This is a genomic window from Candidatus Weimeria sp. HCP3S3_B5 (genome assembly GCF_052064335.1).
Taxonomy (GTDB): domain Bacteria; phylum Bacillota; class Clostridia; order Lachnospirales; family Lachnospiraceae; genus Weimeria.
Genome location: NZ_JBQHVU010000001.1, coordinates 1 through 20,258, shown reverse-complemented (window position 1 = coordinate 20,258; position 20,258 = coordinate 1). Strand labels below are relative to the sequence as shown.

The window sequence follows — 20,258 nt, the reverse complement described above, 5'->3', positions numbered from 1 at the left end:
AACCACTCCTTTTTATTCCTTGAGATCAAAGGTGAAATTCCTCTGGTCTGCGTAAAACATCTTGGCCTGCAATGACACATTCAGGACAAAGCCTATCCCGAAATACAAGGTCACAAGCGATGTAAGGCCATAGCTTACAAAAGGAAGTGTAAGACCTGTATTTGGCATAAGGCCTGTGACAACACTGATATTTACAAAGGCCTGATAAGCAACAAGCGATGCCATACCGACACATATCAGCTGCCCTGCCAGATCCTTGGCCTTCTTTGCAGTACGCATACATTCAAAGACGATACCAAAGATCAGGATAACCATAATAACAGTTCCTATAAATCCCGTCTCCTCACCCGTAACCGCAAATATGAAATCAGTATGGGGCTCGGGTATGTAGTTTCCGCTCTTTACCGAATCAGCGCCTGTGCTTGTAAGTCCCTTTCCAAAAAGCATACCACTGCCTATCGCCATTATGGAATTCTGCTGCTGCATGGATGAGGCCGGATACTTATCCGGAGAAAGCCAGGCAGCTATCCTTTCATTCTGGTAGCCCTGCAGGACTCCGTTTGAATGAAGGGTAAGGAAGATCACAGCAAGTGATCCGAATGCTCCAAGGCCAACGAGTGCAGCCGTAAGCCTTCCCGAAAAGCCTGCATAAAAAAGCATGGTAAAGATCACCATAAAGGTAACTACAGTGGTCGAAAGATCCGGCTCCATAAGGATACCCAGAAGAGGGATCATAGCAAGAAAGGCTGTAATGAGGATGCGCTTCCTGTTATTCAGTGACTGGGCGTACTTCATCAGATAGGCCGAAAAGAAAAGGATAAGAAATACCTTTGCCATCTCCGAAGGCTGGAACTGCAGTCCTCCTATCCTTATCCATCTGGTAGCCTCATGGGAGGAATATCCGAGCGGTGTCTTTATCGCCAGAAGGGCCAGCACCGCAAGGGCATAGAGCAGATAGGAAAATGACAGTACCATCGAATAATCGATCATTGAGACAATGACCATTACTATTACGCCTAAGACCATACCTATGATCTGCTTGTTCTGGTAGTCCTTATTAGCACTTCCGATTATCATTATACCATAAATCGTAAGAGCTACAACAAAAGCAACGAGTCTGAAATTGTAATTTTTGAACCTGTAATTTCTAAACATTTATGCTTCCTGTAAATTTCTCCGGGCTTAAATGCCCATCCTCTACCCTGACAATTATCATCTCATTGTCCTTTGAAAAAAATCTTGTCCTGTTCTTTATCGAGAAATTCTCTCTGACAGATCCTATAGAAAGATCTGCATCAGAGATTCCTGATGCTACGATACAGGCATTCTTCCCGATCACCTTACCGGCGCTTGCCTTTCCCGCTATAGTTCCAAGGACATAGAGACTGCCTCCGCACTCGGCGCTTCCACCTGACATGATATCTCCTGTGACAAGCAGTCCGTAGCTGCTTATCACCTTTCTTCCCATATCTATATCTCCGTCATGGATCTTCAGATAGTCCCTTGTCTTTGCGAAATAAAAGGCATCCTTTTTCCTTGTCATCTCCTTTTCAAAGACCCTGTCTCTTGTACTCACAAGAGATACTGTCACATCGCTGTTCCTCTCGATCGACTGGATGACAGCCTCAAGCTCCTGATCATCAAGCTGCCTTCCTTCTATGGTAAGCGACATTGTAGCCTCTCCCCAGAACTTTTTTGAAGCGGCAAATTTCACACAAAGGCTTGTAAGAAGCTGCTCTATCGGGATATCAGGATTCATCACCAGCCTGATCCCGTGCGGATAGCCCTTTATAATCAGATCTTCAGTCATATATACTCCTTAGTCCACTACTCTTCCATTTGTACTTACCTGATTAGCTCCGCCTTTTAAAAGCTTCTCTGAGGACTTTACCTTGAAATAGACTCCCAGGATATTCTTTGATACATCTGCTGCATTATGCGAGGTATATCCAAAAGGTATCCTTGTCGCGATCGAGATCCTCGGAGAAGAATACGGAGCATATGCAACGAAAAGTGCATGGTTGGCATGTCCGCTCTGCTGGGCCGTTCCTGTCTTTCCTGCTACCTCTACCGGGAAGCCGTCAAAGGTCTCAAGTCCCTCGACTACCATCTTCATTCCTGAATGGATGGCCTGCCAGTCAGAGGAATTTAGAACATTGATATGTCTTACCTTCTTCGGCTTATAGGTCTTAAGGATGCGCCCGTCAGGACTTTCCACATGATCGAGTAGAGTGTAGTCATAAACATTACCGCTGCTTGCAACCGCTGTGACATAGCGTGACAAGGCTATCACAGTGTAGTTGTGATCTGACTGACCGATAGCAGCCATTACAGGGAACTGGGTAGCTATATGGGACTTATTCTCATCGATCTCGACACCTGTCTTGTCACCCAGACCGTAAAGAGAAGCATATTTCCTTATTCGCCTTATACCTCTGGCATCGTTATAGTGGTTGTCTCCTCCGGCAAGTCTCCAGCCAACCTCATAGAAGAAGTAGTTACATGAATCCCTGATGGCCTCAGATACATTTATCACGCCGTGGTTTCCTGGATAGATCCAGCACCTAGGCTTATTAGATACCTTTTCAAAGACTCCCTTATCCTCTATAGTAGAAGTGGTCGTTATGACTCCCTCTGCAAGTCCGGCCGTGGATGTCACAAGCTTGAAGGTGGATCCTGGAGCAGTCCTCTGCTGGGTAGCATGATTATAGAGAGGATTTGAGGTATTTGCAAGCAGGGAGGCATAGTAGTCGTTATCCACTGAATTTGCCAGCCTGTTGTTGTCATATCCTGGATAGGAAACAAGGGCCAGAATCTTTCCAGTCCTTACATCCGTGATCACAGAGGCTCCGTTTGACGGCTCAAGTCCCAGCATGCCCGGAGTAAGCTCAAGGCTTCCTATCTTTGACTTGACAAAGGAGAAGGCGCTTATGCTTCCATTAGCAAGGGCATCGCGTTTTGCCTGATCTTTTTTAAGCACTCCCTGATCATAAAGTATGGCACAAAGGCTGCTTCCACTTATCTCGTCATTTAATATGGCATAATGATATACTATCTTCTTGAAATCCGAATCCTTTACCATAGTAGCAAGGATGTATTTCACCAGCTCCTGATAAAGCTCCTGTGAATCGACAAGCTGATCCTCTCCGGAAAACTTTGTATAGTCTATCCATCCTTTTGACAGACAGTGCTTCAGATAACTGTATACTGATATCTTCTCATTCGACCATTTCCTGTAATAGGGATCATCCTGATTCTTTGACTTATCCGAGAGTATCGATGAGTTTCTCAGATATCTGATTATAAAGGTCGAGTAATCCTGTCCCTCTTCGCTCAGATCACCATAGGCCTTTGCCCTCGAGGAAAGGATATCATTCTTTACATATCCTACAGCCTTATCCTCGTGGGCTATGAAGGCGTTGCTTACCTTATGCTCAACCTCCGTGGCCGACTTCTCCTGGAGCTCGTCCATATCGATCAGGTTGTTATTGATAAAGGAGAAATATACATTGTAGACAGGCACAACTACATTGGATCCGGCATTTTTACCGGAAGCCTTGTATTCCTTTATATTTGCGATCTTTGATCCCAGGATCCCTGCTATCTCCTTCTCAAGCAGCTTATAGGTCTTCACCTGCAGATCCTTGTCTATAGACAGATAGACATCGTTTCCGGCAGTAGCCTTTTTCTCGCTTGTAACAGAGATAGGCTTTCCCTGGGCGTTGGCATAGATCTTGCGATAGCCCTTCTTTCCCGAAAGGACTGAATCCATTACCTTTTCTATTCCGGTCTTTCCGACCTGATCGTTCATAGTAACGGTTTTGTCCTTTTTCTTTCTCTTGTTGTATTCATCGGATGAAATGGTGCCCGTATATCCGACTATAGATGCAATGGCCTCAGGCGAATTATACTTTCTGACAGAATCCTCCCTTACATCAGCTCCGGTAAGGATATCCGTATTTTCCTTTACATAGGAAACAGTCTTTGCGCTCACGTTGTAGGCTACAGGTGTGGCCACATACTGCTGGTAACGGTTCAGCCAGATCTTATAGCGGATCACTGCTATCTTAAACCTCATGTCATCGCTGTATTTACTGCTGATCCTGAATTTATTCTTGTCATTGCAGAGATAATCCATGATCTGCTGAGGCGTGGCATCGGCTGTATTGTAACCTAAGTCCTTGTCGAAACCTAAGTCCGTAGTTCTGGCCTTTCCGTATACATCCGCCCTGAATCTGTTTACAGCGCTTCCGCTGTCCCTGAATGACAGCTTGCCGTCACTGTCAAGGATGATACCGAAATCCAGATCGATCTCATCGCCGTTATTTTCGATATTTTTTATCAAAAGAGCTATCTCTGCATTGAAGCGGCGCGCCTTTTCCTTACTGTCCTTGTAGGAGCCTGTATCCATAAGGGTTACAGTATATGCAAGATCGTTGTAGGCGAGCAGTCTGCCCTTCCTGTCATAGATATTTCCTCTTCTTGCATTTATGGGCTCTGTCTTTTCGATCTTTAGATTGTAGTTTGACTTGTAGCTTTCTCCGCGAATGATCTGCAGAAAAAACAATCTTGCAATAAGGGTCATGGCAAAGACAAAAAACACCGCATATATGATATTTTTTCTGGATGAAAAGATACGCCCGAAGGCTTCCTTTATCTCATCAAGCACTTCTGCGTTCCCTCCTGTTCCTGATCCTTTCTATGAGCTCGTTCAGCCTGAAGACCGGAAAATACATTATCAGTGCAAAGATAACTGTAACCACCATCTCAGGCATCATGACTCCGTAGAAATAATAATAGATCTGTGTATGTCCGCTTGTAAGAAAAAAAACGAAGTAGATTATCAGACCGTAAAGAAGATCTGTTGCCCCCGTAAGTATCACCGGAAGTCTGATACTATCTCCGAAATAGATCTTTCTGAAAAAGCCATTCAGATAGCCAAGCAGCATATAGATAAGTGTGTATGTACCAAACAGCTGGGCTGACAGAAGGTCGAGAAAGATCCCTGCAAGGAGACCAGTAAGGGCTCCTGTCTTTCTGCCCCGCATAAATCCCATCATGGATACAAAGCAGAGACATAGATTAGGAGTCACCGAAAGAGACAGCCTGGGCATCAGAGCTGTCTGAAGTATGAACACAATAACGAGGGCCATAAGTATAAGACCCCCGCGCAAAAAATAATACACCGTCTTCATGAGTGAGCTTCCTTAAGCTGAGTAATGACTAAGACCTCCGAAAGATGGGTGAAATCGGCTACCGGAGTTATTGTCCCATGGCTGGTAAGGCCATCACTCGAATCATCCTTATCTCCTATATATCCTATCAGTATACCAGGCAGATATTTGCTTGATACATTGCTTGTTACGACAGCGTCTCCTGACCTGACCTTTCCCTTCTCATCTCTTAAGCCGTTGAAGGTTATCATACCGCTCTGCTGCATGTCCTTTAAGCTTCCGCTTACTATGAGCTGATCCTCTGTATCTGCTATCTGGGCCGATACATTCGAATCATCGTCGATGATAGAGCGGACATTCGCGAAATGCCTGCCTGTAGAGACTACTACTCCGACCAGACCGTTGTCTGCGATGACATTCATATCACGCCTGATCCCGTCAGCGCTGCCTTTATTTATTGTAAAGGTAGAAAACCAGTTGCTTGTACCCTTGGCTATTATACGGGCTCCTGTGGTCTTGTACTTGTCATAGTCATGGCTCAGGTCCAGAAGATCCTGAAGTCTGTCAAGCTCATTTTCACGAAGCTGGGTATTGGTGAGCCTGGATTCAAGCTCCGTCACTCTTTCCTCAAGCTTCTTGTTCTGCTCTATCAGCTTTTCCTTCTCAGTACGTTCGGCAATTCCGTGTGAAATTCCTGAGCCTGCTGCTGTAAGTCCCTGCTGCATAGGCAAAAAGACATAGTCAGCAAGGGTCTGGAGCGGTCCTCCTGCAAAGTCAGTCGCATAGCTGAAGAAAAGTATGACTATGCAGAGAAGAGTCAGGAAAAGAAGCACCACATATCCCGGAATATTTATCCTGTCCTTTTTATTCATGGCTTTAACTGAATATCCTTGACTTCATCGTATATCCAAACCTGTCATATTTGTCCTCTGAAAGGACCATGCCAAGTCCCGTTGCCACAGTCTGCTCTCCGTCCTCTGCTATATTCATGCTGATCTCAGTCATGCTCTCGAAGAGATCTACCAGTCCTGTGATCTGAGAGCTTCCGCCTGTAATATAGATACCGGAGCGGACAATGTCCTTGGCAAGCTCAGGAGGAACCTTCTCAAGGATCATACGGATGTTGGAGCCGACATTTAGAAGCTCGTCCTTTATTGCCTCATAGATGATATCGCTTGTGATGTCATATGGTCTTGGAAGTCCGCTTACTATATCACGTCCTACTATAGAGATCTTCTGAGGCGTTTCGTCCTCACTCTTTACAGCAGAGCCTATCTTTTCCTTAAGATCCTTGGCAGTCTTTCGGCCTATGACAAGATTCTTTACTCTCTTCATATAGGTGACTATAGCATCATCAAGCTTATTGCCACCGAAAGGAAGAAGCTCTGACAGAACAAGACCTCCTAAGGAAATAACCGATATCTCAGTAGTATCTGCTCCTATATCAACTACCATCACACCCGTAGGCTCTGTGATATCAAGACCGAGTCCTAAGGCATCGGCAAGAGGCTTCTCACAGAGTCTTATGCTCCTGGCCTTGATTCTTGTCTTTGCGAACATATCATAAAAAGCCTTCTTCTCTACCTCTGTGATGTCTGTAGGAACAGCGATCACTATATCGGATCCCTTTAGACGGGCGTCTATCTTTTCCCGCAGAACCTCAAGGAGCATGGTCTGCATATTGTCGAAGTCAGCAATGACTCCGCCTACTATCGGGAAGGATACATCGATATTCTCCGGTGCCTTCTCATACATCTCATATGCCTCATCTCCGTAGGCATACATCTGATTGCCCTCTACTATGGCAATTGTATTCTTCTCTGTAGTTACTGTATCCGAAGCACGGCTGTATATCTTTAAATTGCCTGTACCCATATCGATTCCGTAACCGTTGGTCATGTTATCCTCCTGTTTCACGCTTTAGCAGTGATAAGCCCGCTTTCTCTGAAACTGTAAAACCTTAGATCTCCTATTATCAGATGGTCAAGAAGAGGGATATCCAAAAGTCTTCCTGCTTCCTGAGTCTTCCTTGTGACCGCAATGTCCGCCTCACTCGGAGAGGGATCCCCGCTTGGATGATTGTGAACTAAAATCACCGAGCTGGCTCTTCTCTTAAGAGCCTCCGAAAAAAGCTCCCTTGTCGAAAAGGCTGCATTCTCCGCCGTACCTACAGACATAAGGACCTGATCAGTTATCCGCATCCTGACATCAAGTATCAGAAGCATGACTATCTCCCTGCGCTCGTAGCGGAGTGACTGCATTACTGCATCCGCTGCATCTCTGGCACAGGTGATAGGAAGTGAAAATTTCCTTTTGTCCCTTGAGGCTCTCTTGGAGATCTCAGCCACAGCAAGCAGCAGGCAGGCTCTGGCCTCACCAATGCCCTCGATAGCCATAAGCTCAGACTTGTCTGCTTCCATTAGTGCATAAAAGCCCTCGCGACCTGCCAGTACCTCGCAGGCCAGATCCAGCGCATTCTTTTCCTTTGTCCCGTTCCTTATCACGAGGGATAAAAGCTCAGGGTCGGTAAGACTCTCTATTCCATAGTCTCTTGCCTTTGTCTGTGGATCCACCGGAGTGGTCCATTGTCTTATCTTTCCGATGATGTCTCCTCTCTCCCTTTGACATCACATGAAAATACATACTAATTAAAGATACCACAGATCAAGCTTTATTTCAATATAATCTCTCCTGCCCTGATAAGATATTCAAGAGCCATCAGGATCCCCATCTTGGCATGAGGATATGTAAGTCCTCCTTGGAAATAGACCGCATAAGGATCTCTTAAAGGTCCGTCAGCAGAAAGCTCTATTGAGGCTCCGCTTACAAAGGTTCCGGCAGCCATTATCACCTTATCGCTGTAGCCCGGCATATCCCATGGCTCAGGCTTCACATAGCTGTCAACGGGTGATGCAGCCTGGATACCCTCACAGAAGGCACAGAGAGCCTTCGGCGTCCTAAGCTTTACTGCCTGGATGATATCATGTCTTATCTCATCCGAGGATGGTATACATTCATATCCCAGTCCCTCGAATATCCTTGCAGCAAGTATGGCTCCCTTTTCTGCCGCTGCTGTGACTGTTGGAGCCAGGAAAAATCCCTGATAGAAATCCCTCATCGCATTAAGGGATGCTCCGACCTCCTTGCCAAGTCCAGGTGATGTTAGGCGGTTGGCTGCATTTTCTATGCATTCCTTTTTCCCTACTATATATCCTCCTATAGGGGCCAGTCCGCCGCCCGGATTCTTGATTAGACTTCCGGCCATGAAATCGGCTCCGGCCAAAAGAGGCTCTTTATCCTCGACGAACTCGCCGTAGCAGTTGTCAACAAAGACTAAGGCATCAGGCTTTATGCTCTTTATGAAACGGACCGCCTCCCCTATTTCATCTACCGAAAATGTCTTTCTGGTCGCATAGCCCTTTGATCTCTGGATCTCTACAAGCCTTGTATTCTCATCTATGGCATTTCTTATGGCTTCAAAGTCAAAGCTTCCGTCAGCCTTCAGATCTGCCTGTCGGTATTTCACACCGTACTCTGCAAGTGACCCTCTGCATGGCCTTATCCCTATCACATCATCAAGCGTGTCATATGGCTTTCCCGCAGCCGAGACAAATGTATCCCCGGGACGGAGATTCGAAAAGAGAGCTAGTGCTATGGCATGGGTACCACAGGTGATCTGGGGACGGACAAGGGCATCCTCACCGCAAAATACATCCGCATAGACCTTCTCAAGTGTATCCCTTCCGACATCGCCATAGCCGTAACCACTCGTTCCATTCAGACAGTCATATGAGACCCGGTTCTTTCTCATCGCATTTACGACCTTCAGCTGGTTACACTCTGCGATCCTGTCGATAAGGTCAAATCTGTCCTTAAGGGTCTGCTCAGCCCTTTTTGCATATTCATAAACCTCCGGCCTGATGCCGGCGGATCTGTAGGCATCGATTATATCCATGTTACCTCCGTTATTTAATCCCTAACCCTTTTCCTCAAATCATCCAGCACATTAAGCGCCTCTATCGGCGTCATGCTGTTTGGATCAAGCTCCTTTATCCGATTGATTATCTGATCCTTTCTTTCTCTCTCCTTTTCATCCTCCTCGTTTTCCTGAGTGAGGATATCATAGAATGACAGCTGTCCATCTATCTGATCATCCTTTCTTTTGGCCTGACCAGTCAGGCTATCCCGCTCCAGCCTTGCGGCAATGCTTCTGGCACGGCGCAGCACAGGAGACGGAACTCCTGCAAGCTTTGCGACCTCTATACCATAGCTCCTGTCTGCCTCGCCCGGGATTATCTTCCTAAGGAAGGTGACGTCATCCCCATCCTCCTTAACAGCGACGCAGTAGTTATGAGTTCCGGCAAGCTTTCCCTCAAGAGCAGTAAGCTCATGGTAATGTGTTGCAAAAAGAGTGGCAGCCCCTATCTTTTCCGTGACATATTCCACTACAGCCTGGGCGATGGAGAGGCCGTCAAAGGTCGAGGTCCCCCGTCCTATCTCATCAAGAATCACAAGGCTGTCACGTGTCGCATTTTTTAAGATATTTGCGACCTCGTTCATCTCGACCATGAAGGTTGACTGTCCAGTGGCCAGATCATCACTTGCGCCTACCCGGGTAAATATCCTGTCGCAGATCCCTATATCAGCCGAGTCAGCCGGTACAAAGAAGCCGCACTGAGCCATAAGGACAATGACAGCCGTCTGCCTCATATAGGTCGATTTGCCTGCCATATTTGGTCCTGTAATGATAGCCGTCCTGTGATCTTCCCTGTCCAGATAGGTGTCGTTTGCAATAAAGGAGCCGTCAGCTATCATAAGCTCCACCACAGGATGCCGTCCTCCCTTTATATCTATCACACCATCCTGATTTATAGAAGGCCTTATATAATGCCTCTTCTGGGAGACATCAGCTACTCCCGATAAGACATCGAGAAGGCTTATAGCATCAGCAGTTCGCCTTATCCTTGCGGAAGCCTTGTCTATCTGGTCAAGAATATTAGAAAATATCTGCTTTTCAAGAGATATAAGCCTGTCAGAGGCTCCCAGTATAGTATTTTCAAGCTCCTTAAGCTCCTTTGTATAGAAGCGTTCCGCATTTACAAGGGTCTGCTTTCTTATATAATCAGGCGGGACCTTGTCCTTGTAGGAATTGCTTACCTCTATGAAATATCCGAAAACCTTATTGTATCTGACACGAAGCTTGGCAATGCCTGTTCGCTCTCTTTCTCTTGTCTCCAGTTCAAGAAGCCACTGCTTGCTGTCACTTCTGGCCTTTCTGAGCTTATCCGCCTCCTCGTTAAAGCCCTCCTTTAATATGCCGCCGTCATGAAGGGTGGCCGGGGCATCATCATCTATAGCTGCATCGAGCAGGGAGAGGATATCACCAAGAGGGTCGATATGGTCATTTATTTTGCTTAAAAGCTTTGAATTAAATTCCTTAAGGATCTCCTTTACAGATGACAGAGGCCTTATGGAGTCGCGGAATGACAGGATGTCCCTTGGATTTGCTGTCCTGTAGGAAACCCTTGTAAGAAGCCTGTTTATATCATAAATTCCTGTAAGCCTCTCTCTGATCTCCTCCCTGTCTATCATACGAGAAGAAAGCTCCTCTACTCCATCAAGTCTTTCATCTATGGCCTCCTTTTTAAGAAGCGGATGGGTCAGCATGCTTTTTAGCCTTCTCTGGCCCATTGCAGTCTTTGTATGATCCAGCACCCAGAAAAGAGATCCCCTCTTTTCCTTCTGCCTCATAGTCTCTGTAAGCTCGAGGTTTCTAAGCGTCGAATGATCTATTATCAGAAAGCCGCCTATAGAATATGGATGGATCTCAGTAAGCTGTGAAAGATCATTCATCTGGGTATCAGTAAGATACGAGATCAGTGCGCCGCTTGCGACTATGGCCTGATCATCTCCCTCAAGTCCTATAGCAGCAGGAGAAAAGACCTTGAAATGCCGTTTCAGGGCCTCTATGGCATTATCATAGAGGAAATATGATCTGTCGACACTCTGGCACATCCTCTTAAGGGCAGCCTGCTGCCTGATAAGATCTCCTGCCTCATTCTCAAGAGCCTCATTATAGATGATCTCTGAGGGAGAATATTTGGATAATTCGTCTATAACCTTAGAAACAGAATCAGTCTCTGTAGTAAAGAAATCTCCTGTACCCACATCCGAAAAGGCAAGTCCTATAGAACTTCTATTATTGTAATATATGCAGGCAATATAATTATTTACCGCTGAATCAGATGAGGCAGAGATATCTGTACCCGGAGTGACTATCCTTATCACTCCTCTCTTTACAAGCCCCTTAGCCTCCTTAGGATCCTCGAGCTGCTCGCAGATAGCTACCTTGTGGCCGGATCTTACAAGCTTTGATATATAGGTATCAGCAGAATGAAACGGAACACCGCACATGGGTGCCCTTTCATCAAGCCCGCAGTTCTTTCCGGTAAGAGTAAGCTCAAGCTCCTTTGAGGCTGTCTTTGCATCGTCAAAAAACATCTCATAGAAATCGCCCAATCTATAGAAAAGAATGCAGTCCTTATATTCCTCTTTTGTCTTCAGATACTCCTTCATCATAGGAGAAATTTCTGACATATGGCTTTCCTTTCAATAAGTGTCCCTTATCCGACTATCCGCTTGAAGCGTCTGTCTATCTCAGCCTTTGTAAGCCTTATCACTGTAGGTCTTCCATGTGGACAGTGGAAGGGCTCATCGGCCTTCATCATCTCGACAAAAAGATGCTCCATCTCCCTGGCAGAGATCCTCTGATTTCCCTTTACCGAGGCCTTGCAGGCAATAGTCGCTATCCTCTCCCTGACTATCCGTGGCAGGCCGCTTTTGTTCCAGGAATCTATATCGCTTAGCACATTGGTAAAGAGCTCCTCCGGGTCTATATCGAAGAGATTACCCGGGACTGCCTCCAGTGCGACCTCCCTTTCTCCGAAATCACTGATCCGAAAGCCAAGCTCCTCGAATGCATCTATATGTTCAGAAACCGCCTGCTTTTCCTGGACTGTAAGGGTCATTATAATAGGCGGCGAAATACTCTCTGAGGTCATTGTCTGATCAGATAGCCCCCTCATAAGCCTCTCGTAATTTACCTTCTCATGGGCTGCATGCTGGTCCACAAGATAAAGCGCATCATTATATTCAAATATCCAGTAGGTATCAAAGGCAGGCCCTATAAGTCTGTGATTTTCTATAGAATCCTTTGAAATAAAAGAGGACTGCTCGAAGCTCCTATCCAGGATATCCCTCCTCTCAGGTGATATCTGGCCATTGTCTCCGGAAAGGAATTCCCTGTCGCTTTTCTCCTTTGACTCGTCTGTATAGTCTCCCTTATGCTCACAAAGAAAGGAATCGACCTCTTTTCTGTCATACTTTCTTTCATAAGGAGAATCCTTACTGATCTGCTCTCTTATACTTTCCTTTATCTGCTGCAGCCTGTCCTTTTCAAATGGCTCCGGTGCGCTTTTTGGCCTGCTTTCATCTGCTCTGGCAAGCTCAGGGGCAAAGGCACTTTTTTCCTCCAGATCGCCAGTGCTTCTTTCCATATCCCCTCTATGGTAGGCATCATGGACAGCCTGACTAAGAGCCTGATAAACAGCAGGCTCGTCCATGAATCTGACCTCCTGTTTTCCCGGGTGTACATTTACATCCACAAGCGATCTGTCAAGATCAATGAAGAGGATGGCAAAGGGATACTGATGCTTCATCACATATCCTTCACCTCCATCCTCTATGGCCTTTGAAAGGATATTGCTCTTCACAAGCCTTTCATTAACGAAGAATATCTCCATTGTCCTGTTGCCGCGGTTAAGCTCGCTCTTTCCTATGAAGCCTCTTATCCTGATACCGCAAGCCTCTGTATCAAGCTCTAACAGATGGGCAGCAATACCCCTGCCATATACGCAGTATACGGCATTTAAAAGCTTGCCGTCTCCTACAGTAATGAATTTATCCGCCTTATTGGAACGGAATTTGAAGGCTATCTCAGGATGCGATATAGCAAGCTTCTCGATAAGCTCCCTTATATAGTTACCCTCTGTCACCGGACTTTTCAGGAACTTACGTCTGGCAGGCGTATTGTAAAAAAGGGATCTGACAATAAAGGTAGTCCCATCAGGAGCCGCCTTTTGCGCCTTTTCCTTTATGACTCCGCCCTCGATACGGCAGTATGCACCGGCCATCTGATCAGATCCCTTGGTAAATACCTCTGTCTTTGAAACCGCAGCTATGCTGGACAGGGCCTCACCACGGAAACCAAGTGAGCTTATGCTCTTAAGCTCCTCATCACTTCTTATCTTGCTTGTCGCATGCCTGGTAAAGGCAAGCTCTATCTGATCCGAAGCTATGCCGCTTCCATTGTCAGTTACCCTTATCAGGTCTATCCCGCCACCCTCTATCTCTACTGATATGGCAGTCGAGCCGGCATCAATGGAGTTTTCCACAAGCTCCTTCACAACTGATGCCGGGCGTTCTACGACCTCTCCGGCAGCTATCTTATCTATTACTCTCTGGTCAAGTTCCTTTATCTCATTCATAACGGGATTTATTATAGCACCAGAGGAGATGTTTTTACAATATCATAGTAAAAGGTGAGAGGTGTGAGGTGTGAGGTGCGAGGTGTGAGAGGTGTGAGGTGCGAAGTGTGAGAGATGTGAGGTGTGAGAGGTGTGAGGTGCGAGGTGCGAGGTGTGAGGGGGCTGGGTCAATAGCCTGCGATACGGTCTAACAGCATGGAGCCTACCGCATCCGAAAACATATTGAGATCCCTTATTCTGGTAAAATCCTGCCCGTATATCCTTCTTACATCAGGAAGAGCCCGGTCCTCTCCTGTAAATACGCACAGCACACTTATCCCGTCAAGCCTTGCCTGATGCACTTCCTCTGCAGTATCTTTTACTCCGGTCTCTGCAGCATAATTCCTGTAGTCTCCGTCAAAAGTCCTGATCTTTATCATATCATTGGGAGTAGCGTCAGAAAGGATAATAAGAATCCTGTGATCCGCATGGTTCTCCTCAAGCCCCGATGGAACGGGTCCGCTCATCAGTCCGGCAGCAACCCTTACTGCTATCCCGTCCCTGTTGGCTCCACTCGTCGAAAATCTGAATATTTCAGTATTTTTATCCTTTTCGCTGTAGTCCCGGTAGATGGTAAAGACAGTATATCCGGAAATTGAGCAAAATGAAGCTACCCTTACAGGAATATCGCATCTGCTGAGAGCCTCAGCAATCATGTAGCCCTGAGCTGAGACTATCTCAGTCCTCCTGACCTGGGAGGTCGAGCCGTCAAGAAGCAGATCCACTGACAGATTTCCCTGATCACCCGGAATTGTCTTTTTAAAGATCCTGTCATCATTTAAAAGCATGGCTCTCCATACCTTTTCTGGTCTGATCCTACCGGACCTTGCACCTATGCTCTGGTCCTCCATCCTGACAAGCAGCGAATTCCTGATTCTCTCAGTAAGCTTATCTATCTGTATCCTGTTAAGCGCCTCATTGTCCTTGTATGTTTTTTTATTGATCTCTGCCTGCCTCAGGGCCTTTTTGTGCATTTTTGTGGCAAAGCTCTCCTTGCCCGGCTCGCCAATATCTTCTCCTCTCGTGAAAAAGAGCCTTACGTCCTGATGGTTTCCCCTGCAGTAGCGCTTTTCAAGGTCCCTGGTCTCTGTCTCTGTAAAAGCTGCCTTACCAAAGTATTCCCTTATGTATTCCTTCATCCCTTGATCAGTCTGAGTCGTATATTTTGCAAAGCTGACTGAAATATGACTCTGATCGATCTTACCGGAGGAGACAGCCTTTTCTCCAAGGCCGAATGAGAGGTGGTCAAGGCCATCATCATAAGCACTCCTCCTTTTTCTAAAGAAAAGTGAAGGAACAGAAGTTATCAGATAAAATCTGTCAAGAAAGGTTTTCCTGTGTGGGCCGCTGGTGTATGGAAAAAATGTTTTAAGAGTCTTATCTATCCGCTCTATTGATCCCTTAGTATCAAGCTCACCGGGCAGCTCTATAGCATCAAGAAGCTTTATATCGACCTGGTCAGGGAGGGCTGCATCAAGGCCCATGCATCTCCTTAAATGTCCACGTGTGATAGCTAAAAGCCTCTGTCCGGCCGAATCCTCGAAATCAGTATTGCCTGTCGAAAGCTTTAAGGCATCAGAAGCATAGGCCCTTCTCAGATCAGAAAGAGCCGGACGAAGATTTCTTTCCTTTAAAAAAGCTCCGTTTTCAAGTCCTATCCAGAACAGGCTCTGATAGACAGACTGATTTATCTTTTCATCAAAGGAATTGTAATAGTCCATAAGACTATCCCAGTCATATCTCCTGTGTATGATCCCTACTATCGTATTCCAGTAGATATCAGCCTTCCCCTCCTTGTCATAGACCCTGAATCCGACCTCGGCCGAGTAATCATGAGCTCCGTTCCAGATCAGATTCGAGGCCCGCTTTTTCTCGAAATCAGTAATCTTCATCAGGCCTTAAATACCTTCCCACTATCCAGATTCCCCGGGAATCTCACCTGTATCATATCAGATACAAGCTGTCTCTCATAGGCATCAAAGCACTTGTTAACTATCCCAAGTGAAAGAGCCTTATCTACCTCAAGTCCCCTTTTCATCATCTCTATGGCTGACAAAAGCCCCCTCAGGTCAAGGGATTTTGAAGAGATCTCTCCCCCCTCGCACTTCTTTCTTATCTCTGTAAAAAGCTCTGCAAACTGGGCTGTATAATCATCCTTAAGCTCAGGGAACTTAGATGCTATAAGTCGCTTAAGGTTGTCCTCACTTATAACAGGCATCTGTATTATCATAAAGCGTGAGGCCAGGGCCTCGTTAAGCTCCCTTGTTCCTGCATAGCCGTAGTTCATTGTACCTATAAAGCGTGTGGCCTCACTAAGCTCTATCCTCTCATAGCCCGGAACATCTATTACCCTTCTGAAATCAAGGGCTGCATGCAGGACAGCAAGCGACTCATTCTTTGCCATATTTATCTCATCGAGGACTCCGAAGCCTCCCTCCTCGGCGCATTTAAGGATCGGGCCCTTTCTCAGTGACACCTCGCCGTCTTTAAATGTATCTGTGCCTATAAGTGAAGCCGCATCTGCATTTATATAGAGTGAAATATCCCACTGAGGACGTCCAAAGGCCCTTGAAAGGCCGTCTGCTAGCACGTTTTTCCCTGTAGCCTTGGGGCCTGAAAGGAGAAGGTTTTCTCCGGCAAGTATAGTAGAAAGTGCCTCCTCCCAGACATCGGTCCCGTAATAATTGTACTGTGAAGCAGGGATCCTTTTCTCCATACCTGGACTTAGCTTATAGAATTTCCTGAAGGCCTCCACATCTGATAATATCCCGTCCGACACTCCCTCTTCCCTTAGAAACCTGATCATCTGATCCATAAGTTTTCCTTTCAAAATAAAGCAAAAAGGCCACCGCGACATAGCGCAGTGACCCGTATATGTCTACTGATTTACGAAGTGATCAGGCGGTCACTGCGTCAAGCTTCCCGGCAGAAGCTCTTTTCTTTCCGGCAAAAAGGACAAGACCTACATATAATACTGTCCATATCAGAGAAACGATATATGCTCCATTCCACGGAAGCCTGAAGCCTATCTGGGCATTCATGATGAAGGCGCATGTAACGAAGGAGTAGAAGGCTCCTGCTATCATAGGCATCCACGCGAACCTTGCCTTCTTGTTCTCAAACATATAGATAGTTATACCTGCAAGTGCAAACAGGGAGATCATCTGGTTGGACCATGCGAAGTATCTCCAGAGGACATTGAAGCCGTTTGCATCAAGCTTGGCCCATACAAGGATCGCATAGACAAGTGCAAATATCGGTATAGCAAGTCCGATTCTCCTTACATTGTTATCCTGCTTCAGATGGAATGAATCAGTGATAGTAAGACGAAGCGACCTTAAGGCTGTATCTCCTGATGTGATCGGAAGAACGATAACACCGATGATAGCTATCATTCCGCCTACCGGTCCCAGTGCATTCTTGCAGAGGACTCCGACTACCGAGGTCGCGCTTACTGCTGTAAGCTTTCCGGCTGATAATACATTGAAGGTCCAGGCCCCTGATGCCTTGTCAAGTATCATAGTGACTCCGCCGTGGCTTGCTCCCATATTGATCATTGCCATTGTTCCGGCAGCCCAGCACATAGCGATAAAGCCCTCAAGTATCATCATATCGTAGAATACTATCCTTCCCTTCTTCTCGCTCTTTATAGTACGCGAGATAAGGGCTGTCTGTGTAGAATGGAATCCTGACAGGATACCGCAGGCCACTGTCACGAAGAAGATAGGTATGAAATGGTGGCCGTCAGCTGCAAGAGGGCCAGATCCGAAGAAGGCCCTGTAATCAAAGCCTCCGTCCTTGGCAAACTGCCCTAGCGTATTCCAGCTGCCCCAGACATCGGTAAGAGGATATGACCTTGCAAATACAGCAATAAAGATACCTACAGCCGATACCACAAGGATAGCTCCGAAGATCGGGTAGATGCGTCCGATTATCTTATCAATAGGGAATACAGTAGCTATAAGATAATATACGAAAATGCAGGTATAAACTATCCATGTCACATAGTCTGTAGCTGCTCCTGTTCTGCCAAGCACCTGAGTATTGAAGATATCACCAGGAGTATATATAAATACAGCTCCGACCAGAAGCAGGAGTATGCAGATGAATATATCATAGAGGATGTAGACCACCTTGTTAGTATATCTGGAAACGAACTGAGGCATCTGAAGTCCTCCGTCCCTGGTACAGATCATTCCTGAGAAATAATCATGCATAGATCCTCCGATCACGTTTCCGATCGGAATCGCAAGAAAAGCGATAGGTCCGAACAGGATACCCTGGATAGGTCCTAAGATAGGTCCTGTTCCTGCGATATTCAGCAGGTTTATCAGGCTGTTCCTCCAGGTAGCCATCGGGACATAATCCACCCCATCCTGCTTAGCATAGGCCGGAGTCTCCCTGTCGTCAGGTTCGAATACTCTCTCGCAGAAGCGTCCGTAGAGCGCACCGCCTCCGACTAAGATAATGAGTCCGATAATAAAAGTTGCCAAAAAAATCCCTTCTTTCTGTTTTCTCCTGTAACCCCCGATCATTACCGGGACTCATCCGGAAGCTACAAGGTCCTTTAATTAAATAAATTTTACCCTTGTAGTGAATAAAATTCAACTGTAAATCAGGTGTGTTTTGTACAAAAGGCTGTGCATCATTGCAATGCACAGCCCTTTTTACCTGTCTGATGAAACTTTTTCACTCATAATCCCTGACTGTAAACATCGGCTTTACAGTGACTATTTCCTCATACTCCTCACGGCTTACTACCTTGGTATTGTCAGCCGCCTTAAGGTCCTCCTTAAGGACCAGAAGAGCCTCCTCTATAGTCTCCGCCCTGCCCTCTCTTATTATACGAGTAAGCATATCGATAACTAACGGATGAGAATATATGGCTGGCAGATGGAAATCACCGAAGCCACTGATGAAATGCTCCATATCAGAAACTGCCTTCTCATAATCCCTGTTCACATTTCTCCTGTTCTTAACCGGACCTGGAAGAATCCTTGTATTTATCATAAGTATCATTATCATTGCACAGATAAGCATGGCGACTACAGATGCTGTCGGTGTAATAAGCCCGCTGCTCCTTAGCATTATGGCTGCTATAAAGCCTGCTGCTCCGATAAGGAAAAGGATAAGTACTATCCACTGGTAGGCCGGCTTTATCAGGTCCATCCTCCTCTTTATCCTGGCCATTCCTGCCAGATCCTGATAGAGGACAGGACTTTTCTTAAGCTTATCCTTATCACCTGAAAGCTGTCTAAGGGATCTCAGAGCCCTTTCAGAGAGCTTTCTTTCCTTGAGAGCCTCCTCTCTTCTGGCCTTTTCTCTGGCATTTCTTTCTCCAGCGGGACTCATAGTCACTATAGCAGGTGCAACCCGCTTTATTTCATCAAGCATCCTGTCGGCCTCCCGCAGGTCCTTGAAAAAGGCGGTCCTCTCCTGTCCTTTATCATATCTTACGACAATAAAAAGCACTGGTGAGAGAAGCCCCTTCCCGTCGGCCTTACTATAGGCGACCCTCTTATATACATGACTTACAGATGATATAGGTATATAGAGTCTCCTGTTAAAGAAAGTCCCGGGCATATAGATGGCAAGGTCTCCGACCCCGCATGTCCCGAATCTCCTGCAGCTTTTTTTGTCTTCTTTTACCTTTTGTGGATCAAGGCTTTCCTTGCCAAGCGATCTTATTGCAGCCATTTCATCCTTTTCTTTCCATAAAAAATAATCAACTATTCACAAAGATACCATCAAATATTATAATGACTTCAGGAGGTCTTTACAATGAAAAATTTCATCTATGACATTCCGACTAAGGTCTACTTCGGTAAAAACGAGGAAGAAAATGTCGGAAAATATCTTAAGGAATTCGGCGCTGGCAAGGTTCTTATCCACTACGGCGGTCACTCGGCCCAAAGGAGCGGCCTTCTCGATAAGGTGCGACAGTCGATAAAAAGCGAGGGAATACCCTTTGTTGAGCTTGGCGGTGTAAGAGCCAATCCCTCGATAGAGCTTGTAAGAAAAGGCGTCGAGCTAGCGATAAAGGAAAAGGTCGATTTCGTCCTGGCGGTCGGAGGCGGTTCTGTCATGGATTCCTCCAAGGCCATTGCCCATGGAGCAGCCAATCCCGGCATTGATGAATGGGAGCTGCAGACCAAAAAGGTGCCTTTCACGAAATCCCTGAAAAAGGGCTGCATCCTTACTCTTGCAGCAGCAGGCTCGGAGATGAGCGATTCCTGCGTCATTTCAAACGACTCCATTCATCCTAAATTCCCGGTGTCTCCACACTAGGCTTTGCGTATAACGGTGCAACATCCATCGCTGTATACAGATCCTCCTGCTTTTTCAGGACTTCGCCCTGAATTGGTGTTTTTCCTGGCTCAGTGAAGCATTCGATAACATCCAGTTCATCCAGGAGTCCCTGGAGGGTGTACTTTGAAAAAAGTTCGTTTTTCTGCATCCGGTCCTTGATATAGGACAGATATATCAAAGAAACAAAGGT

At 46.2% G+C, this 20,258-nt stretch carries 15 protein-coding genes and 1 pseudogene; 1 reads left to right on the top strand and 15 read right to left on the bottom strand.

Translation table 11 applies throughout. From position 1 onward, the window contains the following. Positions 1 to 12 precede the first annotated feature (12 nt). The 14 genes from ACTNCK_RS00080 to ACTNCK_RS00015 all read right to left on the bottom strand — a co-directional run bounded on the left by ACTNCK_RS00080 (position 13) and on the right by ACTNCK_RS00015 (position 19,456). Positions 13 to 1,155 carry an FtsW/RodA/SpoVE family cell cycle protein gene (locus ACTNCK_RS00080; protein ID WP_441080205.1) on the bottom strand — a complete coding sequence of 381 codons (1,143 nt, stop codon included), beginning with the start codon at positions 1,153 to 1,155 and terminating at the stop codon, positions 13 to 15. After that, positions 1,148 to 1,810 carry a septum site-determining protein MinC gene (locus tag ACTNCK_RS00075; protein WP_441080204.1) on the bottom strand — a complete coding sequence of 221 codons (663 nt, stop codon included), beginning with the start codon at positions 1,808 to 1,810 and terminating at the stop codon, positions 1,148 to 1,150. Before ACTNCK_RS00075 ends, ACTNCK_RS00080 begins: the two co-directional genes overlap by 8 nt. Before the next feature lie 9 nt (positions 1,811 to 1,819). Then, a complete protein-coding gene (locus ACTNCK_RS00070) occupies positions 1,820 to 4,669 on the bottom strand; it encodes a penicillin-binding transpeptidase domain-containing protein (protein ID WP_441080203.1) in 2,850 nt (949 codons plus the stop codon). After that, a complete protein-coding gene (gene mreD, locus ACTNCK_RS00065; protein ID WP_441080202.1) occupies positions 4,662 to 5,195 on the bottom strand; it encodes a rod shape-determining protein MreD in 534 nt (177 codons plus the stop codon). The genes ACTNCK_RS00070 and mreD overlap by 8 nt, the downstream gene beginning before the upstream one ends. Further along, positions 5,192 to 6,046 carry a rod shape-determining protein MreC gene (gene mreC / locus ACTNCK_RS00060; protein ID WP_441080200.1) on the bottom strand — a complete coding sequence of 285 codons (855 nt, stop codon included), beginning with the start codon at positions 6,044 to 6,046 and terminating at the stop codon, positions 5,192 to 5,194. Before mreC ends, mreD begins: the two co-directional genes overlap by 4 nt. Before the next feature lie 4 nt (positions 6,047 to 6,050). Beyond that, complete coding sequence (locus tag ACTNCK_RS00055; protein ID WP_441080199.1) at positions 6,051 to 7,073, bottom strand: rod shape-determining protein; 1,023 nt, start codon at positions 7,071 to 7,073, stop codon at positions 6,051 to 6,053. Between the two features lie 14 nt (positions 7,074 to 7,087). Next, on the bottom strand, positions 7,088 to 7,768 hold the full coding sequence (gene radC / locus ACTNCK_RS00050; protein ID WP_441080502.1) for a RadC family protein: 681 nt from the start codon (positions 7,766 to 7,768) through the stop codon (positions 7,088 to 7,090). Between the two features lie 77 nt (positions 7,769 to 7,845). Then, complete coding sequence (locus ACTNCK_RS00045; protein WP_441080198.1) at positions 7,846 to 9,129, bottom strand: aminotransferase class I/II-fold pyridoxal phosphate-dependent enzyme; 1,284 nt, start codon at positions 9,127 to 9,129, stop codon at positions 7,846 to 7,848. Positions 9,130 to 9,143: 14 nt separating this feature from the next. Further along, positions 9,144 to 11,771 (bottom strand): DNA mismatch repair protein MutS, encoded by a 2,628-nt coding sequence (mutS, locus tag ACTNCK_RS00040; RefSeq protein ID WP_441080197.1) that lies wholly within the window; start codon positions 11,769 to 11,771, stop codon positions 9,144 to 9,146. Between the two features lie 26 nt (positions 11,772 to 11,797). Beyond that, on the bottom strand, positions 11,798 to 13,720 hold the full coding sequence (mutL, locus tag ACTNCK_RS00035) for a DNA mismatch repair endonuclease MutL (RefSeq protein ID WP_441080196.1): 1,923 nt from the start codon (positions 13,718 to 13,720) through the stop codon (positions 11,798 to 11,800). A gap of 167 nt (positions 13,721 to 13,887) precedes the next feature. Then, the gene (locus ACTNCK_RS00030) at positions 13,888 to 15,651 is read right to left on the bottom strand and encodes a hypothetical protein (protein WP_441080194.1); all 1,764 of its coding nucleotides are present in this window, start codon (positions 15,649 to 15,651) and stop codon (positions 13,888 to 13,890) included. After that, positions 15,651 to 16,574 carry an AAA family ATPase gene (locus tag ACTNCK_RS00025; RefSeq protein WP_441080193.1) on the bottom strand — a complete coding sequence of 308 codons (924 nt, stop codon included), beginning with the start codon at positions 16,572 to 16,574 and terminating at the stop codon, positions 15,651 to 15,653. The genes ACTNCK_RS00030 and ACTNCK_RS00025 overlap by 1 nt, the downstream gene beginning before the upstream one ends. Positions 16,575 to 16,656: 82 nt before the next feature. Beyond that, a complete protein-coding gene (locus tag ACTNCK_RS00020; RefSeq protein ID WP_441080192.1) occupies positions 16,657 to 18,252 on the bottom strand; it encodes a carbon starvation CstA family protein in 1,596 nt (531 codons plus the stop codon). 196 nt (positions 18,253 to 18,448) lie between these two features. Beyond that, entirely contained in the window at positions 18,449 to 19,456 is a 1,008-nt protein-coding gene (locus ACTNCK_RS00015) for a hypothetical protein (RefSeq protein WP_441080191.1), read from the bottom strand. Between the two features lie 84 nt (positions 19,457 to 19,540). On the opposite strand from ACTNCK_RS00015, the gene ACTNCK_RS00010 reads away from it, so the two are divergent. Beyond that, positions 19,541 to 20,047, top strand: a complete 507-nt coding sequence (locus tag ACTNCK_RS00010) for an iron-containing alcohol dehydrogenase (RefSeq protein WP_441080190.1) — start codon at positions 19,541 to 19,543, stop codon at positions 20,045 to 20,047. On the opposite strand, the pseudogene ACTNCK_RS00005 reads toward ACTNCK_RS00010, so the two are convergent. Next, positions 20,022 to 20,258: pseudogene (locus ACTNCK_RS00005) on the bottom strand (hypothetical protein); the annotation flags it as partial. The gene ACTNCK_RS00010 and the pseudogene ACTNCK_RS00005 overlap by 26 nt on opposite strands.

Bases quoted from the DNA above. Each gene is read 5' to 3' on its own strand.
- ACTNCK_RS00080 (WP_441080205.1), bottom strand. From the start codon at position 1,155: ATGTTTAGAAATTACAGGTTCAAAAATTACAATTTCAGACTCGTTGCT.
- ACTNCK_RS00075 (WP_441080204.1), bottom strand. From the start codon at position 1,810: ATGACTGAAGATCTGATTATAAAGGGCTATCCGCACGGGATCAGGCTG.
- mreD (WP_441080202.1), bottom strand. From the start codon at position 5,195: ATGAAGACGGTGTATTATTTTTTGCGCGGGGGTCTTATACTTATGGCC.
- mreC (WP_441080200.1), bottom strand. From the start codon at position 6,046: ATGAATAAAAAGGACAGGATAAATATTCCGGGATATGTGGTGCTTCTT.
- ACTNCK_RS00055 (WP_441080199.1), bottom strand. From the start codon at position 7,073: ATGACCAACGGTTACGGAATCGATATGGGTACAGGCAATTTAAAGATA.
- ACTNCK_RS00045 (WP_441080198.1), bottom strand. From the start codon at position 9,129: ATGGATATAATCGATGCCTACAGATCCGCCGGCATCAGGCCGGAGGTT.
- mutS (WP_441080197.1), bottom strand. From the start codon at position 11,771: ATGTCAGAAATTTCTCCTATGATGAAGGAGTATCTGAAGACAAAAGAG.
- mutL (WP_441080196.1), bottom strand. From the start codon at position 13,720: ATGAATGAGATAAAGGAACTTGACCAGAGAGTAATAGATAAGATAGCT.
- ACTNCK_RS00030 (WP_441080194.1), bottom strand. From the start codon at position 15,651: ATGAAGATTACTGATTTCGAGAAAAAGCGGGCCTCGAATCTGATCTGG.
- ACTNCK_RS00025 (WP_441080193.1), bottom strand. From the start codon at position 16,574: ATGGATCAGATGATCAGGTTTCTAAGGGAAGAGGGAGTGTCGGACGGG.
- ACTNCK_RS00015 (WP_441080191.1), bottom strand. From the start codon at position 19,456: ATGGCTGCAATAAGATCGCTTGGCAAGGAAAGCCTTGATCCACAAAAG.
- ACTNCK_RS00010 (WP_441080190.1), top strand. From the start codon at position 19,541: ATGAAAAATTTCATCTATGACATTCCGACTAAGGTCTACTTCGGTAAA.